This window comes from Sphaerochaeta sp., from assembly GCA_022482495.1.
GTDB lineage: Bacteria > Spirochaetota > Spirochaetia > Sphaerochaetales > Sphaerochaetaceae > RUG023.
The window spans coordinates 71,248-89,389 of record JAKVPA010000002.1; the positions used below are offsets into that span (position 1 = coordinate 71,248).

Consider the following 18,142-nt stretch of genomic DNA (forward strand, 5'->3'; position numbering starts at 1 on the left):
GGCTCTCCCTTTGTACAAAACAGGGGCCGTGTTCCGCGGCCCCTGTCTCGTTTCCATCCCCGTCACTTCAACGCAATGATGCTCTTGTCGTAATCGGATGGCGGCACGAAGCCGAGCAGTTCCATGCAGGTCGCCGCGATGGACGAGATGCCAAGTCCGCTGTTCAGCGTGGTGTCGTACTCGCCGTGATACGAAGGATCGTACAGGATGCACGGCACCGGATTGAGCGAATGGCTGGTCTTCGGTTTGGGTTCCCCGTTTTCCTTGTATGCCACCGATCCATCCTTCTTGTGCTCGTACATGTCATCGGCGTTACCATGGTCGGCGGTGATCAACAACACGCCACCGGCTTTCTCCACCGCATCCTTGATCCGTCCGATCTGCAGGTCCAGCGCTTCCATGGAGCAGACCACCGCCTCATACACCCCGGTGTGCCCGACCATATCCCCGTTGGGGAAGTTCATCTTGATGAAATCCCATTTCCCGCTTCCGATCTCCTGGATCACCCGGTCGGCGATCTCGGCGCACTTCATCCATGGCCGTTGCTCGAACGGGACGATGTCCGACGGAATCTCGACGTATTGTTCCAGCTTCTCGTCAAAGTACCCGCTGCGGTTTCCGTTGAAGAAATAGGTGATGTGCCCGAACTTCTGCGTCTCGCTGATGGAGAACTGTTTCACTCCGCTGGCACACAGGTACTCGGCAAGCGTCCGGTCGATGGACGGAGGACTGACCAAGTACTGGTGAGGCACGTGCAGGTCTCCAGTCGTACTCCATCATGCCGGCGTACTCCACCTTGGGATGCCGTTTGCGGTCGAATTCCTTCAGTTCCGGCGCCTCGAACGCCTTGGTGATCTCCAGCGCGCGGTCGCCGCGGAAGTTGAACAGGATCACACTGTCACCGTCGTTGATCGTCCCGACCGGCTTGCCATCTTTGGCGATGACAAACGGAGGAAGATCCTGGTCGATGGCATGCGTCTCCTCGCGGAGCGTCACGATGGCGTCGTGGGCGTTGTCAAACATCCGCCCCTCTCCCAGCACATGGGTGTACCATCCTTTCTTCACCATGTCCCAGTTGGCGTTGTACCGATCCATCGTGATGACCATCCGTCCGCCGCCACTGGCGATCTGGGCATCAAAGCCATCGGTGGAAAGCCCTTTCAGCCAAGAGGTGAAGGGATCGAAATAATCCAACGCGGAAAGCTCACCGACATCACGTCCGTCGAGAAGCGCGTGCACCCGCACCCGCTTCACCCCTTCCGCCTTGGCCTGGAGGATCATCGCCTTCAGGTGGTTGATGTGGGAATGGACGTTGCCATCGGAAAGCAGACCGATGAAGTGAAGCGTCCCATGGTCCTGCTTGACGTTCTCCACCAGTTTCTTCCATATGGAACCCTGGAACATTGACTTGCTGTCAATGGCGTTCTGCACCAGCTTGGCGCCCTGGGAAAAGACACGTCCGCACCCCATGGCGTTGTGCCCGACTTCACTGTTGCCCATATCGGCGTCGGAAGGAAGCCCGACGGCCGTTCCATGAGCCTTCAGCAACGTATACGGACACTCTTTCTTCAATGCGTCCAGATGGGTGGTCAACGCGGCCGCCACCGCGTCCCCTTCCTTGTATTTGCCAATTCCCACTCCGTCCATGATCAACAGGACAACCGGACCCTTGCGGGAAAGCTTCCCCGACTTCCGTAATGCCTCAACCATTGTTTGCTTCTCCTTTCTCGATCGGTTTCGTCGCATCTTTCAGATAGGCCAGACTCTGGAGATCGACCAGATCCTTCAGGGAGGCGTACACCCGGGCGTGGTAGGCGTTGATCTGCCGGATCTCGGCGTCAGTCAGCATGCTGACATCAATCAACGCGCGTTCATACGGACAGAGCGTCAATGTCTCAAACTGATAGAACGGGCCAAACTCCGTCGTTTCCCCTGCCTGGCAGGCGATCAAATTCTCGATGCGGATGCCGTGCCGGCCTTCCTTGTAGATGCCCGGCTCATCGCTGGTCACCATCCCCACTTCCATGGGAACCTGCACCGGCCGGTGGCTGATGTTCTGCGGACCCTCGTGGACGTTCAGGCGGAACCCGACCCCATGGCCCGTCCCATGGTAGAACGTCATGCCGTACTGCCACATGAACTGCTTGGCCAGAATATCCAGCTGGTATCCGCACGTCCCCTTGGGGAACTTTGCCGCAGCCAACGCAAGATGTCCTTTCAGTACCACCGTGTAGTCACGGATCTCTTCCGGCGTCGCCGTACCAAACAAAATGGTCCGCGTCACGTCAGTCATGCCGAAGGTGTACATCCCACCGGTATCCAGCACGACCAGCCCACTGCCGGTGATCGTCTTGTGGATCTCCTTCGTCGCGCTGTAGTGGCACATGGCGCCGTTTTCGCTGAAGCCGGCGATCGGGCCGAACGACTCACCCAGGCAATCCTTGGCGCGAAGCCGCTGGGCACGGAGCATCTCCGTCAGCTGATACTCGTCGTAGTTGGGATGCTGGCGATCCAGCGAGGCAAGGAAGTTGACCAGCGCGACGCCATCCAACAGATGGCTCTTGCGCATTCCTTCCATCTCGACATCGTTCTTGCGCGCCTTCATGTCGGTGGTGAAGTCCCGTCCGAAGATCACCTTGGCTTTGCCAATGGCGCCGGCCATCAACATGTTGGTCCGCTCCGGGTTGAGGTACACCACATCCCTGGCATGGACCAGGTGCTTGATGGTGGAAGCGGCATTCTCGTAGGGAAGCACCTCCATATCCTTGGTGACCTCGGCAAGCAGATCTGCGGAGAAGCGGGCCGGATCGGTGAACAGCCACGCCTTCTCTTTTCCCAACAGCAGGTAGGAAAGGAACACCGGATTGTAGGCGATGTCATCACCCCGCAGGTTGGTCACCCAGGCGATGTCATCCAACGCGGAGATCAACGTGAACCCACATCCAAGCTCTTCCATCTTCTCCCGCACCTGGGCGAATTTCTCGCTGCGGGAATATCCTGCGATCTCCTTGGACAGCTGGATCACCTTGGAATCAGGGACGGCGGGACGATCCGTCCAGATGGCATCCAACAGGTCGTCCATCGGCATCAGCACGATGCCTTTCGGTCCAAACGTATCCAGCATCTCCCCGCGGGTCTTCAGGGACAACGTGGCGTGGTCGATGCCGACGCTCTGGCCCTTATGCAGATTGGCGCGGACCCACTCCATCGGGGAGGGGGTGTTCTCCGTATCCAGCTTCATCAACCGGAAACAGCTCCCCTCGATCTGCTGGGCGCCCTGGATGAAGTACCGGGAATCCACCCACAAAAGCGCTTCCTTGCGGGTGATCACCACCGTTCCGGCGCTGCCGGTGAACCCGGAGATCCAGGCGCGGGTGCGCCACCGGGGGCACACATACTCACTCTGATGGGGATCGGTGCCGTTGATGTACCAGCAATCGACCCCTGTTTTCTTCATCAAGGCACGCAGAGCCTTGACCTTTTGATCAACCGTCATGATGACTCCTTCTTCCGTATGACCAGCAACAGCACCCCGCCGACGATCATCAGGAAACAGAGGATCTGTCCCAGCGAGATGTTCAGGAAGGACTGGAACAGGGCGATGTTGTCACTCCCCGGCCCTCCCTTGATGAGATAGCCAAGGTTTGCGTCCGGAGCACGGAAATACTCCAGGATGAAGCGGATGGCTCCATATCCGATCAAATACCAACCGAACACGAATCCGGATGGGTGACGCTTCTTGTTCGGCCGGATGACGAACCACAGGAACAAAAACAGCACGACCCCCTCAAACAGTGCCTCGTACAACTGGGACGGGTGCCGGGGAAGGTTCAGGGACGCCACGCCCTCATACGGCATCCCCACCTTTTGGGCGACGTCCCTGACCCATTGGTAGTTGGTGGAGAAGTGCGGAGCCTCGGGGAACACCATCCCCCACGGCTGGGTGCAGACCCGTCCGTACAGTTCTCCGTTGATGAAGTTGCCCAGCCGACCGAACGTATAGCCAAGCGGGATGCCGGCGCACAGCGTATCGGCGCAGGCGAAGAACGATTTCTTCCGTTTGCGGGAGAACCAGACGGCCCCGAGAATGGCGCCGATCACCCCACCGTGGTAGCTCATCCCGGCAAGCCCGGTGAACTGTCCGTTCTGGAACGGCCAGAAGATCAACCACGGGTGGATCCAGTAGTACCACGTCCCCTCATAGATCAGCTGGGAAAACAGGCGGGCGCCCAACAACAGGCAGAGGATGCACCTGAGGAACAGATCATCCACGTCATCCCGGGTAAGATCGACCTCGCCTTTCTTCACCTGCACCATGGTAAGCCCATAGGCGATGGCGAACGCGACGACATACATCAAGCCATACCATCGGAATGGCAGCGACGGAATGATTTCCATGCGCACCCAGCTGGGGAATTGGACATACAGGACCATGGCCAAAGTGTATGTGTATCCAAATGCAGGGTCAAGAGCGGTTTCAGCTAGCTTCAATTCTGTTTTGGAATTATACTTGGAGATATGAAAAAAGCACACGTGATGTTTTTCCTTATACTGATGCTGGTATTCACCCCGCTGTTCTGCGAGGGAATGCCGGAATATACATGGTTGCAAAACCAGGCGAAATCCGTCCAGGCCCCCCAGCAGATGGATCAGATTTCGCAGGATATGTCTTCTCTGACTTCCCTGTACCGCTATGTGGACGCCATCTACTACAAGGATGTCGACAAAACTGCCGTCAAGGAAGCGATGGCCGAGGCAATGCTGGAGGCGTTGGGGGACAAATACTCGTTCTACGTACCCGCCAAAGAAGCGGAGAACTACTCCGAGGAAAGCACCGGCAAGTACGGTGGCATCGGGGTATACCTGGTCAAACAGAACCCCACCAACATCGATCCCAATGATCCCAGCACCTACATGATCACCATCGAGTCCCCGTTCCGCGGAGCCCCCGCCGAGCGCGCGGGACTGCGCAGCGGCGATATGATCGGAGCCATCGATGGAGAGAAAGTCGACTCGATGACCAGCACCGAGGCCTCCAAGAAACTTCGGGGGACTCCGGGCACCACCGTCAAACTGACCGTCTACCGGGACGGAACGTCGTTTGACGTGACGCTGACCCGGGAACTGGTCAACACCCCGGTGATCGAGCACACCATGCTGGATGGCGGCATCGGCTACATCAGCATCAGCCAGTACACCTCGGACACCAGCACCCAGTTGCTCAACGCCCTCTCAGACTTGAAAACCAAAGGACTGAAATCCTTGATCATCGACCTGAGGAACAACGGAGGCGGAGAGGTGGACGCGGCGATGAAGAGCGCAAACGCCTTCCTTCCCCGTGGCAGCGTCATCGTCACGATGGAAGGCCGCAAGGGCACCAACAGCTCCCAGCGGTACACCGCCTCGGGCAACACCCAGGTTCCCCAGGACATGCCGATCGTCCTGTTGGTCAACGGTGGCTCGGCCTCTTCTTCGGAAATCTTCGCTGCGGCGCTTCGTGACAACCACCGCGCCACGTTGATCGGTACCAAGACGTTCGGCAAAGGGATTTTCCAGTCCGTTTTCGCCTACGGTGACGGCTATGTCCAGCTTACCACCGGCAGGTACTACACCCCCAGCGGGGAAAGCATCCATGAGAAGGGCATCCAGCCGGATATCGAAGTGGAGGATTTCACCGTCCCGAAAGACCAGATCGAAGCGTACAGCGCGTTGCTCAAGGATGAGGCCGCGTCAAAATTCGTCAACGACAATCCGGACTTCACCGAAGCGAACATCCAGAAGTTCATCACCCAGCAGAAAGAGACAGGCATCGACGAGATGGTCCTGCGGATTCTGGTCAGGAACGCCTACTACACCAAGACGATGAAGTACGAGGACATCCCCATCGTGGACACCCAGTACGATCCGCCGCTGGTGCGGGCCATCCAATTCCTCACCACGGGAGAATGACATGCGCCAGTACCTTCTTCCCCCGTCGTTCCGGGGAGAGGCCCTGCTGAAACTTTCGGAAAAAGAAGCGAAGTACCTGGAACGGGTGCTTCGCTTCCCAGTGGGCCATCAATTCTCCGGCATTGACCGATCCGGCCAGGTGTGGGACCTCACCCTGCTTCCCGGCTCCCAGCTTGCATGCAAGCGAGCTGAGGACGGTACGCCCCAGGCCACCAGCGACACGCTTCCTTCCTTCCGGGGGCCATTTCCCCCCATCCACCTGTACCAATGCCTGTGCAAAGGGAAAAAGGACGAGACGATCCTCCGCATGGCGGCGGAAGCCGGCGTCACCAAGATAACCTTCGTCCAGAGCCGTTTCTGTACGGTGGATCTCTCCGACAAGGGTGGCAAGGCGATCCAAGCCCGGAACCTGCGCCTGGAGGCCATCATCAAGGAAGCGATCCAGCAAAGCGGATCCCCCGTCCCCACCCAGCTTTCTCCGGACATCCTGACCATCGAAGAGGTCGCCACGCACGCGACCGGGGTCAAACTGTACTTCCATCAGAGTCAACGGGACCAGGAAACGCTTCCCCACCTCCTTTCCACCGCGAAAGCGGATGAAGAGATATCCCTGATCATAGGCAGCGAGGGAGGCCTGAGTGAAGAGGAGTGTGATCTCCTTTCCCACTCCGGTTTCCATCCTGTTCTCTTGAAAACCAATATTCTCCGGGCGGAAACCGCCGCCATCTATGCCATCGCCGCCTGTCAGGTCATCCTGACGGAGCACATCACCACCTCTGGAGGTACCGTATGATCATCCTCACCCAAGCGGCCCGTATCGTCATTCTGATCTACCTGCTGGCCGCGTTGCTCCCTGGTTACTTTATTCTCCGCTACATCTACTCCAAAGACACCATCGAGAAGGAAGATCCACGCCTGTTGGGTTCCCTGCTCCTGCAGGGAGTCTGGGCCGCCCTGTGCTCCATCGTCCTTGAAAGCATCGGGGAACTGGCCCTCGACCTCTCCTTGTCCAAAAACAGCCCCGCCTACGTCTTGGTGCTGGCGTTCCTGGTCGTCGCCGTGGTGGAGGAAGGCACCAAATTCTTCTTCCTGAAACGGAGGACGTGGAACATCCCTGACTTCAACTACACGTTTGACGCCATCGTCTACGCCGTATTCGTCTCCATGGGGTTCGCCATGTTCGAGAACGTCAAGTACGTGTTCGGCTACGGCCTGGGCGTCGCCCTTCCCCGGGCGTTCCTTGCCGTCCCCGGCCACATGGGATTCGCCGTGTTCATGGGATACTTCTACGGAAAAGCCAAGGTGGCGGAAAGCAACGGGCAACAGGGGAAGAAGCGGGCCAATCTGATCGCCGCCTACCTGTCCGCCGTACTGCTTCACGGCATCTACGACTCCACGGCGATGATGGAGAGCCCCAAGGCGACGGTGGTCTACCTGCTGTTCGTCGCCGTTCTGTTCTTCACCGTCTACCGGATGATCAAACGGGAATCGGCGGAAGACCGCAGGATATCCTGAAATCTTTTACACGATAGTATCGTTCGTTTTGTCTTTTCCTTGTCCCCATGCTACCGGGAGGACAAGGGGGGACAATCATGGATTTCATCGCCGTGTTATCCGGCAACTGGCACCACACCGCAGCGCTGAAGGCATTGGTGACCTCGCATCCGGTGTACGGAGCGACCCAGGCGGAAGAACTCTTTCGGATCTTCACCTCGGAACGGGGCTCACCTCTGGTCATCCTCGACACGCCGCTGGGGTCCAAAGGCATCGCCTCGCTCCGATCCCGTTGCCCCGCTTCGTCCGTTGTGGTGACCACCTCGCTTCCCGAAATGGCCAGGGAAGACGAAACACTCCGGTACATTCCGTGGAAAACGCTCAACACCCCGGAGACCATCACAGAGCTTCTTGGTCCTCCGCGCTCCAAATCCCCCCTCCATGTGTTGGTCGGAAAGAGTCCTGTGATGGAGAAGGTCAGACAGGAGATCGCCATCGCCGCGCGGTCCAATCTTCCCGTCCACCTGTACGGGGAAACCGGCACCGGCAAGGAAATCGCCGCCCATCTGATCCACCAGACGCTCCATCCGGACGGCCCGGACATGGTGATCGCCAATTGCTCCGACCTCTCCGACACGTTGGCCCGGTGCAAACTGTTTGGAACCCGCAAAGGCGCCTTCACCGACGCCAAGGAGGACACCATGGGTTTGGTGGAAATGGCCAATGGCTCCACGTTGTTCCTGGATGAACTGGAAGATCTTTGCCCAACCACCCAATCCCTGCTTCTCCGACTCCTGGAACACGGAACATACCAGCGGGTCGGGGAATCGGTGACCCGACACGCACGATTCCATCTGCTGACCGCATCCAACGTCCCGCTTTCCACCCTGCGGATGACCGGCAGGCTCCGTTCCGACTTGTTCTACCGCCTGTGCGGCTATCCGGTGAAAATGCCGCCGCTGCGAAGTCACAAGGAGGACATCCCGCTCCTTGTCTCCCACTTTCTCCAAAACCTGGGGGAACCAAGACCCGTCACGGAGGAAAGCCTTGGGCGCCTGGAATCCCTGTACTGGCAGGGAAATGTCCGGGAACTGTTCTCCGTACTGAAACAAGCCATCGCGCGAAGCGTCGGGAAACAGGCGATTTCGATTGAACCAGAGATTCTGGAAGCTGACGAACAGCCCCTGCTTCCGTTTCCTTGGTAGGTGGAAGAAGGAGGAAGCGGAAGGAAAACTTTTGACAGGACGCAAGAAGTGGAGGGTAAACAGAAAACACAGCACAAATTAACCTCTCCACCGGTGTGATTCCAGCCGGTGGATAACCGGTGGACAACTCACTTCTTCCATCAAGGGAATTTGTGTTATTTTAATCACAAACCCAATTAAATCTTATATAAAAATTACGGTAAAAAACAAACGTTAAGTGGATTGTAATTATTTCTATTATATAGAGATAACAAATATTAAAAAAGTGTTGGGGAAAATGTTTCAGCCCCTGGCACTTCGCACATCTCACATGCTTCTCCAAGCCGGTATATGACCGGTGGATAACTTGTGGACAACATGCGGAATTCCTGGTGGATACGCACTGGGGAACTCATGTATCGGTAGGGATTTACCGGGTCACCTCGATGTCCAGCCCCAACGCGAAGAGTTTCTGTTGGAGGTTTTCGTAACCTCGTTCAATCTGATAGATGTTGTCGATACGGGTCGTTCCCTCGGCGCACACGCCGGCGATGACCAGCGCCATGCCGGCCCGGACATCAGGGCTGCTCACGTTGGCGCCGTGCAGCTGGGAAGGTCCGGAGACCACGGCGCGATGGGGATCGCAGAGGATGATGTCCGCTCCCATGCGGATCAACCAATCGACGAAGTACATCCGGGACTCGAACATCTTCTCATGGACCAAAATCATGCCGGTCATCTGGGTGGCGCAGACGGTGATGATGGATAGAAGATCGGCGGGGAACCCAGGCCACGGCGCGTCATCAATCTTCGCCGTATGACCGCCGACCTCCTTGCGGAGTATCCGCTTCTGCGCCTGGGGAACCAGAATGGAGGAAGGCCCGTCGACGGTGAAGTCAATGCCGATCCGCTGGAACCCCAGCCGGATCATCCTGAGCTCTGCGGGGTTTACCCGCTTCAGCAGGATCTCCCCACCACTCGCACCGGCAAGCCCGATGAACGAACCGGCTTCCATGTAGTCGAACCCCAGGGTGAACTCACACCCGGACAGCTGTTTCTGCCCATCGATCCTCAGCACGTTGCTGCCGATCCCCTGGATGGGGCAGCCCATCAATTGAAGCATGGAGCAGAGGTCCTCCACATGCGGCTCGCTTGCCGCGTTGCGGATCACCGTCGTTCCCTGTGCCAGGGAAGCGGCCATGATGATGTTCTCCGTCGCCGTGACGGAGGTTTCGTCCAGAAAGACATCGGAGCCGACCAGCCGGTCTCCTTTCAGCCGCAGGGAAAGCGTCCCATCCTCCAGGACGGAACAGTCGGAGCCCAACGCGGTGAATCCCAGGAAATGGGTGTCCAGCCGGCGCAGTCCGATGACGTCCCCTCCGGGAGGGGGAAGCAGGACGCTTCCGTTGGTGGCGAGCAGGGGCCCGGCGAACAGGATGGAACCGCGTACGGCGTCAACCAGATCCGGTTGCAGACGACCTTCACGGTTTCCGCTTGTGATCACGACGGTATGGGGGTCGGTCTTCACCACGGAAGAACCGATCTGCGAAAGGATGCGGAGCATCACCTGCACATCCTCGATCTGGGGGACGTTGTGCAGGATCACCTGCTGATCAGTCAGCAACGTCGCGGCGAGGCATGCCAACGCGGCATTCTTGTTGCCGCTGATCGTCACTTCTCCGCATGCCGGCTTGCCGCCGAAGATGGTATAGGAGCCCATGTTCCCTCCACCCCCACTGTACTGTGGTGTTCCCTCTCCTGCAAGATGATTCTTGCCCCCATTGGCAAAAGGGACTATCATTGCCGTGTGAAACACCAAGACGCGCCCAGAGTTTACGGCATCGGCAACCCGTTGATCGACATCATTGTCAGTGTCGATGAACAGGACCTCACCGACCTGGGGATCCACAAGGGAACGATGACGCTGGTGGACCAGGCGCGCCACACCGAACTGCTTTCCTTCGCAAAGACCAAACATCCCGCCTATTCCTGCGGCGGTTCCTGCCCCAACACCATCATCACGCTGGCGTCCTTGGGCGTGCATGCCACGTTGGCCGGCAAGGTGGGGACGGATGAGAACGGGAAGATCTACAGCGACCGTCTGGATGCGCTGGGACTGGGCAACGAACTGGCCCGGACGGACCGGCAGCCGACCGGTTCCACGGTGATTCTCGTCACCCCGGATTCCGAACGGAGCATGAACACGTTCCTTGGCGCCAACCGGCTTTACGCCCGAACGGACATCATCCCGGAAACGGTGAAGGACGCCGACTTCTTCCATTTCACCGGCTACATGTGGGATACGCAGAGCCAGCAGGACGCCATCATGCGCGCCCTCTCCCTGGCGAAAGAAAGCAAGACGACGGTGACGTTCGACATCGCGGACCCGTTTGCCGTCGGCCGCTACCGGGAGCAGTTCCTCGATCTGATCACCCACTGGTGCGACATCGTCTTCGCCAACAGCGAGGAAGCGCGGATCCTGTTCGACAACTACGATCCCTACGAATGCTGCCGGTCCATGGGAAAACTGTGCCGGACGGCCATCGTGAAGAACGGCAAGAAAGGTTCGTTCGTCTGCCATGAAGGCCAGATATTCCATATTCCGGCAAAAACGTCCGCCCCGGTGGTGGATACAACAGGGGCCGGGGACACCTACGCCGCCGGTTACATCTATGGACTGTGCACCCACCACAGCGTGGAGGAGTCCGGGATGATCGCCTCGATCCTTGCAGGGGAGATCATCGGCCAGTACGGCGCCCAGTTCTCCGCGGAAAAAGCACGTTCCCTGCGGGAGGAACTGGAAAGCGGCGGTTGGAAGAACCGCTGACAACAAAACCGTTCCAAGCCATGGTATTTTCTTGATATCTCCCTAGCTTCCAAGGCTTTTTCCTTGCGTTCACCCATGTTCGGTCGTAGCATGAAGGTAGCGTAGCAAACCAAAAGGAGATTTCGATGAAAAAAACATTGGTTGTTTTGATGATGATCGCCCTGTGCGTGCCCCTGTTCGCCCAAGGCAAACAGGAAACACCTGCCCCCACCCAGCAGGAAACTCCCGCACCGGCGCCTGCCGTAGCGGCACCCGCCCAGGCGACGACCACCGGTGGATCAGTCAACGCGTACACCACTCTGGAGGAACCGTTGGCCGCCAAGCTGTTCCAAGAATTTGAAGCGGAGACCGGCATCCACGTGAACTTCGTCCGTCTTGCCGGTGGAGAATGCGTCGCCCGTCTGGAAGCAGAGAAAGAGAATCCGCAGGCATCCATCTGGGTCGGCGGCGTCGGCCTTGACCACATCACCGCCAAGAGCAAAGGGCTCACCACCCCGTACGTCAGCCGGTATGCCAGCAAAACCCCGGACACCTTCAAGGACCCGGAGCATTACTACATCGGCCTGTACGTCGGACCGCTTACGTTCGTCACCAACCTGGATCGCGCCAAGGAACTCGGCCTTGACGTCCCCAAGTCCTGGGCCGACCTGCTCAAGCCCCAGTACAAAGGCTACATCCGGATGGCCAACCCCAATTCCAGCGGCACCGCCTACAACGTGCTGACCACCATTCTTGACGTGTACGGCACGGAAGACAAGATGATCGCCTACATGAAGGAACTGGACAAGAACATCGACCAGTACACCAAGAGCGGATCCGCTCCTGGCAAGAGCGTCGCCACCGGAGAGATCCCCATCGCCATCGGGTACGCCCATGACCAGGTCAAGCTGAAAGCGGCCGGCGCCAACATCGTCATCACCGCCCCCAGCGAAGGTACTGGATATGAGCTGGCATCCATGTCGCTGGTCAAAGGCGGCAAGGACTCCGTCAACGCCAAGAAACTGTATGACTGGATCCTTTCCAGCCCGGTCGCCCAGAAGACGTTCACCGAATGGTACGTCGTCCTGGTGGCTGATGGCGCGTTGAAGCACCCCGATGCACTGTCCATCAACGACATCAAGGTCGTCAACGAAGACATGGCATGGGATGGAGACGCCGTCAACAAGACCCGTTTGCTGGATCGTTGGAACAATGAGATCGGCAGCAAGCGCTGACGTGATCGTATCACAACACGCATCCCTATAGGGAAACCTGTAGGGATGCATTGGATAGGTGGAATGTTTACCAAAAAACGTATCATCCAGTTTCTTCTCGCCGTAGGTGTATTCCTTGCTGTGGACCTTTGGATGTACCACAACCTGACCAGCAGTTTCCGCTCGTACATCGACAAACGGAATTTCAATGAGGTCGAGTTGTTCGCCCAAACGGCTCCAGATGATCCCGCGCAGGTGGAATCCTGGCTGTCCGGTGTGGGGGACGTGATCAACGGCTCCCGGGCGTATTATTTCCAGTTCAACGAGGAGACCGGCGCGTTCGATCCCATCTCAGGTTCCCCGCTCGTCGTGGCGCTGTACACCAAGAATCAGACGCAGAAAGAATTCCAAAAGGCGTTCGAAAGCGCTTATTACCTGGAGCCGATGCGTTTCTCCCGACCGTTCATCGTCGATTACACGCTGGATCCGGACAACGACAACAAGACCAAGGAAGAAGCCCAGCTGTTCGCCGTCCCGGTGACGGACAGCACCGGATACCAAGCCGCCGGCGCCATTTTGATGGTCGTCCCCACCGCCTCTGCCGTGGAGTATGAGAATCTGCTGAAGACGTTGTTCACCACCGTCTTCCTGCTGTTCTTCGCCATCATGTTCGTCCTGCTTTTCACTCGTGACCCATTGACCGGGTTTTTGGTGCTGGGACTGTTCGCCATCGTGCTGGTGTTCATCGCCTACCCGCTTCTGGAAGCGATACGCCTTTCGTTCGTCAAGGATGGCCATTTCAGTCTGGCGACCTGGAAGAAATGCCTCAGTCCGAACTACCTTGTCGCGCTGTGGGGCTCACTCCGCCTGGGCGTGCTGACCGCCACGTTCAGCGTGCTGGTCGGCTACCTGTTCGCCTTCCTGGTGGAACGGACCGGCATCAAGCACAAGAAGCTGATGACCACCCTGGCCACCATGCCGGTCATCTCCCCTCCGTTCTCTCTTTCGCTGTCCATCATTCTGCTGTTCGGCAACAATGGGTTGATCAGCAAACAGCTGCTCCACCTGAACTCCTCCATCTATGGTCTGAAGGGTCTGACCATCGTGGAGGTCATCGGCATGTTCCCCATCGCGTTCATGACGATCAGCGGAGTGCTCAGGCAGATCGACAGTACGGTGGAGGACGCATCCTTGGATCTCTCCGCCACCCGTTGGCAGACGTTCCGGTACGTCACGCTCCCCCTCTCCGGACCGGGAATCGTATCGGCGTGGCTTCTGGTGTTCACCAACAGCCTGGCTGACTTCGCCAACCCGCTGCTCCTCTCCGGTGACTACCGGGTCCTCTCCACCGAAGCGTACACCATGGTCACGGGAAGCACCTCCGACCTGGGAGGCGGCGCGGCGCTGTCGTTCCTGCTGCTGCTCCCCACCCTGACGGCCTTCCTGGTCCAGCGGGCCTGGGTTGCCAAGAAGAGCTACGTCACCGTCACCGGCAAACCCTCGACCAATCTGACCGAACTGACCAACAAGCCGACCCGAACGACACTTGCCATCATCGCCTGGGTGTTTTTGGCGTTCATCGTCGCCTTGTATCTGACCATCGTCGCCGGATGCTTTGTGAAGAACTGGGGCATCGACTACAGCTTCACGCTGGCCAACTGGCCGGAAGCGATCCAGCGCGGCTGGACCAGCATCCGGGATACGCTGACGCTGGCAGCCATCGCCACGCCGATCGCCGGCATTCTTGCCATGATGAGCGCCATGCTGATCGTCCGTAAGAAGTTTCCCGGCAAACGGTTCCTGGAAGGCTTGATCATGACGCCGTACGCCATTCCCGGCACGTTGATCGGCATCTCGTACATCCTGGCGTTCAACAAACCCCCGATCCTCCTGGTGGGAACGGGCGCCATCATTGTGATCAACTACATCATCCGGGAACTGCCCGTCGGTGTGGAGAACGGCATCACCGCCCTCCATCAGATCGACCCGGCCATTGAAGAGAGCGCCGCGGACCTTGGCGCGGACACCACGACGGTGTTCCGCACCATTGTGCTGCCTCTGGTACGTCCGGCGTTCCTCTCCAGCATGTCCTACACCTTCGTTCGTTCGATGACGGCCGTTTCGGCCATCATCTTCTTGATCAGCGCGCGATGGAACCATCTGACCGTCCTGATCTTCAATTTCTCGGAGAATCTCAGGTTTGGTCTGGCCAGCGTGCTGTCCACCATTCTGATCTTCATCGTCCTGGGTGTATGGGCGTTGATGCAGAAGCTGGTCAAGGATGACCAACTCACCCAGAAGACCATCTCCGCACGGTAAAGGAAGCAACGTATGGAAAAGAAACGCGTATCGGTCACCCTGGAACACGTCACCAAGCGATTCAAAGACCTGAAAGGCGGCAGCGAAGTGGTTGCCGTCAAGGATGCCAACATCGTCATCCAGCCGGGAGAACTGGTCACTCTGCTCGGGCCGTCCGGCTGTGGGAAAACCACCACGCTCCGGATGATCGGAGGGTTTGAGCTCCCCACCGAAGGAAAGATCTTCATCGGCGACCAGGATGTCACCATGCTGCCTCCCAACAAACGGGACACGGCGACGATGTTCCAGAGCTACGGCCTGTTCCCCCACATGACGGTCTTCGACAACGTCGCCTACGGCCTGAAACTGCGCAAGACTCCGGAAGAGGAGATCAAGAGCCGGGTTGAAGAAATGCTGGAGATGGTAGGACTCGGGGGATACGGAAGCAGAGCGCCTTCCAAGCTGTCCGGTGGACAGCAGCAACGGGTCGCCCTTGCCCGCTCGTTGATCGTCACCCCATCCGTCCTGCTGCTGGACGAACCGCTGTCCAACCTGGACGCGCTGCTCCGTGAGCAGATGCGGGTGGAGATCCGCAGGATCCAGAAACAACTGGGCATCACCGCCATCTATGTCACCCATGACCGGATTGAGGCGATGAGCCTTTCCGACCGGGTCGTCGTGATGAAAGCCGGCGTCATCCGGCAGATCGGCACGCCATCGGAAATCTACGAGAAACCCCTCAACCGGTTCATCGCCGGTTTCGTCGGCAAAGTGACCTTCTTCCCCGTCACCGTCCTGGGCCATGACGGCCAGGCATGGTCGGTACGCCTTGGCGGCAAACAGGTGACGGTCATCAGCGCCGGAGAGAACGTCAAGGTGGGAGACGAAGCGGTGTTGATGGCCCGTCCGGAATCCCTCCGGTTGACCGACCCCCACACAGGGAACATCGAGGCGACGGTGAAGATGAATGTCTACTTGGGCAACACGCTGGAGTGCTACCTCCACACCGACTTCGGCGAAGTGCTGGTCCAGGTGGACGACCCCCACTCCAAACGGATCTACCAGGAAGGGGAAGCCTGTTCCATCGATTTCAGTCCTGACCGGGTGCGTCTGCTCAACGCAGATCCCCAGTAGGCGCATGGTTTGCCAAACCGAAAGAAACATGCCATCATACAGGTATCCAAGGAGGCCATATGGTTCTTACCATCATCATCGTCATCGTCGTACTGCTTCTGCTGTACGGTGTAAGTATATACAACAAGCTGATCCGTTACCGAAACCAGAGTGAAGAGGCTGCCGCAGCCATCGACGCCCATCTGAAGCAACGGTACGACCTGGTTCCCAATCTGGTGGAGACGGTCAAAGGATACGCCACCCATGAGAAGGAAACCTTCTCCGCCGTCATCGCGGCACGCAACGCGGCGATGGGCGCCAAGACCATGGAGGAGAAAGACCAGGCCAACCAGCAGTTCTCCTCAACCCTGAAGAGTCTCTTCGCCGTCGCCGAAGCGTATCCCGAACTGAAAGCCAACGCCAACTTCATGGATCTGCAGAAGCAACTGCAGAAGATCGAGGGGGACCTGCTGGAAGCGCGCAAGTACTACAACGCGGTGATCAAGCACCTGAACACGATGATCGAGGTATTCCCTTCCAATATCATCGCTTCGATGGCTCATTTCACCAAGTTCCCATATCTTTCCATCGAGGAAGAAGCGAAACAGAACGTCAAAGTGTCGTTCTGAATCAGACCATCGCCTCCGGCCTGAACACCCGGTCGAAGGCATCCGCCGTCAGGAACCCCAATCGGACGCACGCCTCTTTCAGACTGATATGCTCCCGATAGGCAAGCTGTGCCGTCTTGGCGGCGTTCTCGTATCCGATGTACGGATTCAGCGCGGTGACCAGCATCAATGAGCCGTACAGGTTGTCGTGCATCTTCTGCCTGTCCGCCGTGATGCCGCTGACGCACCGTGCATCAAACGAGCGGATCACATCGGACAGGAGACGGACGGACTGCAGGAAGTTGTACGCCAGCACCGGCATGAATACGTTCAGCTCGAAGTTCCCTTGGCTTGCCGCGAACGAGATGGCGGCGTCATTGCCCATCACCTGCACGGAGACCATGGTGACCGCCTCGCACTGGGTGGGATTGACCTTCCCCGGCATGATGGACGAGCCCGGTTCGTTCTCCGGAATATGGATCTCCCCCAGTCCGTTGCGCGGTCCGCTGGCAAGCCAGCGCACGTCGTTGGCGATCTTCATCAGGTCACAGGCAAGCGCCTTGACCACCCCATGGGCCGAGACCAACTCATCCTTGCTGGTCAGCGCGTGGAATTTGTTGGCAGCGGTGACAAACCGCTTGCCCGTCAAAGCGCTGACCTGCTGGGCGACCAGCACGTCAAACCCTTTGGGGGCGTTCAGTCCGGTGCCCACCGCCGTGCCCCCCAGCGCCAGCTGGGAGAGGGATGGCAGCAATGCTGCAAGCATCTTCGCATCCTGTTCCAACGAAGCGCGCCACCCGCTGATCTCCTGGGCGAACGTGATGGGGGTTGCGTCCTGCAGATGGGTCCGCCCGCTTTTCACCACATCTTGGTTTTCCTGTTCCAGACGCCGCATCGTCGCCACCAACGCATGGAGAGCGGGCAACAGATTGTCCTGGATGGCAAGAACGGCGCTGATGTGCATCGCCGTGGGGAACGTATCGTTGGAGGATTGGCTCATGTTGACGTCATCGTTGGGATGGAGGAGCTTCGACCCGACGATCGCATTGCCCCGATTGGCGATCACCTCGTTGACGTTCATGTTGGACTGGGTTCCGCTGCCCGTCTGCCAGACGACAAGCGGGAACTGGTCATCCAGTTTTCCCTGGAGGATTTCGTCGCAGACCGCGCTGATGACGCTGATCTTCTCTTCCGTCATCCGCTGGGGTACCAATTGGCGGTTTGCCTGGGCGGCGGCCTTCTTCAGGAAAGCGAACGCCCTGATGATCTCCCCAGGCATCGTCTCATGCCCCACGCCAATGGGAAAGTTTTCCTTGCTCCGCTCCGTCTGGGCTCCCCAGTACACGTCTTTGGGAACCTTCACCTCACCCATCGAGTCATGTTCGATCCGGTATTCCATGGCATCCTCCGCCCTCTGACTGTACCATTGCTCCGGATTCTTGTCATTGCCCAGAACGCCGTTTGTTTTTATACTAC

General features: G+C 58.2%; 13 protein-coding genes and 1 pseudogene. 9 read left to right on the top strand and 5 right to left on the bottom strand.

Features of this window, described 5'->3' with window-relative positions; all coding sequences use genetic code 11:
* Positions 1-62: 62 nt before the first annotated feature.
* From gpmI to lgt, 3 genes and pseudogenes are all read right to left on the bottom strand, one after another.
* Positions 63-1,710, bottom strand: a pseudogene (gpmI, locus tag LKE28_02990) (2,3-bisphosphoglycerate-independent phosphoglycerate mutase).
* On the bottom strand, positions 1,703-3,496 hold the full coding sequence (locus LKE28_02995) for an aminopeptidase P family protein (protein MCH3907227.1): 1,794 nt from the start codon (positions 3,494-3,496) through the stop codon (positions 1,703-1,705). The pseudogene gpmI and the gene LKE28_02995 overlap by 8 nt, the downstream one beginning before the upstream one ends.
* Entirely contained in the window at positions 3,493-4,434 is a 942-nt protein-coding gene (gene lgt, locus LKE28_03000) for a prolipoprotein diacylglyceryl transferase (protein MCH3907228.1), read from the bottom strand. The genes LKE28_02995 and lgt overlap by 4 nt, the downstream gene beginning before the upstream one ends.
* Before the next feature lie 84 nt (positions 4,435-4,518).
* Here lgt and LKE28_03005 point away from each other — a divergent pair, with 84 nt between their 5' ends.
* From LKE28_03005 to LKE28_03020, 4 genes are all read left to right on the top strand, one after another.
* On the top strand, positions 4,519-5,949 hold the full coding sequence (locus LKE28_03005; GenBank protein MCH3907229.1) for a S41 family peptidase: 1,431 nt from the start codon (positions 4,519-4,521) through the stop codon (positions 5,947-5,949).
* Between the two features lies 1 nt (position 5,950).
* Positions 5,951-6,742, top strand: a complete 792-nt coding sequence (locus LKE28_03010) for a 16S rRNA (uracil(1498)-N(3))-methyltransferase (GenBank protein MCH3907230.1) — start codon at positions 5,951-5,953, stop codon at positions 6,740-6,742.
* Entirely contained in the window at positions 6,739-7,464 is a 726-nt protein-coding gene (locus LKE28_03015; protein ID MCH3907231.1) for a PrsW family glutamic-type intramembrane protease, read from the top strand. The genes LKE28_03010 and LKE28_03015 overlap by 4 nt, the downstream gene beginning before the upstream one ends.
* A 77-nt stretch (positions 7,465-7,541) precedes the next feature.
* Entirely contained in the window at positions 7,542-8,648 is a 1,107-nt protein-coding gene (locus LKE28_03020) for a sigma 54-interacting transcriptional regulator (protein MCH3907232.1), read from the top strand.
* Between the two features lie 409 nt (positions 8,649-9,057).
* On the opposite strand, the gene murA is transcribed toward LKE28_03020, so the two are convergent.
* A complete protein-coding gene (murA, locus tag LKE28_03025; GenBank protein ID MCH3907233.1) occupies positions 9,058-10,347 on the bottom strand; it encodes a UDP-N-acetylglucosamine 1-carboxyvinyltransferase in 1,290 nt (429 codons plus the stop codon).
* A gap of 87 nt (positions 10,348-10,434) precedes the next feature.
* Between murA and LKE28_03030 the strand changes: the two genes are divergently transcribed.
* The 5 genes from LKE28_03030 to LKE28_03050 all read left to right on the top strand — a co-directional run bounded on the left by LKE28_03030 (position 10,435) and on the right by LKE28_03050 (position 16,687).
* A complete protein-coding gene (locus LKE28_03030; GenBank protein ID MCH3907234.1) occupies positions 10,435-11,454 on the top strand; it encodes an adenosine kinase in 1,020 nt (339 codons plus the stop codon).
* Between the two features lie 125 nt (positions 11,455-11,579).
* Complete coding sequence (locus tag LKE28_03035; GenBank protein ID MCH3907235.1) at positions 11,580-12,668, top strand: ABC transporter substrate-binding protein; 1,089 nt, start codon at positions 11,580-11,582, stop codon at positions 12,666-12,668.
* A 63-nt stretch (positions 12,669-12,731) separates the two neighbouring features.
* The gene (locus tag LKE28_03040) at positions 12,732-14,966 is read left to right on the top strand and encodes an iron ABC transporter permease (GenBank protein ID MCH3907236.1); all 2,235 of its coding nucleotides are present in this window, start codon (positions 12,732-12,734) and stop codon (positions 14,964-14,966) included.
* A gap of 12 nt (positions 14,967-14,978) precedes the next feature.
* Positions 14,979-16,079, top strand: a complete 1,101-nt coding sequence (locus LKE28_03045; protein ID MCH3907237.1) for an ABC transporter ATP-binding protein — start codon at positions 14,979-14,981, stop codon at positions 16,077-16,079.
* 59 nt (positions 16,080-16,138) lie between these two features.
* Positions 16,139-16,687 carry a LemA family protein gene (locus tag LKE28_03050; GenBank protein ID MCH3907238.1) on the top strand — a complete coding sequence of 183 codons (549 nt, stop codon included), beginning with the start codon at positions 16,139-16,141 and terminating at the stop codon, positions 16,685-16,687.
* Between the two features lies 1 nt (position 16,688).
* Here LKE28_03050 and fumC read toward each other — a convergent pair whose 3' ends face one another.
* Positions 16,689-18,065 carry a class II fumarate hydratase gene (gene fumC, locus LKE28_03055; protein ID MCH3907239.1) on the bottom strand — a complete coding sequence of 459 codons (1,377 nt, stop codon included), beginning with the start codon at positions 18,063-18,065 and terminating at the stop codon, positions 16,689-16,691.
* Positions 18,066-18,142 lie beyond the last annotated feature (77 nt).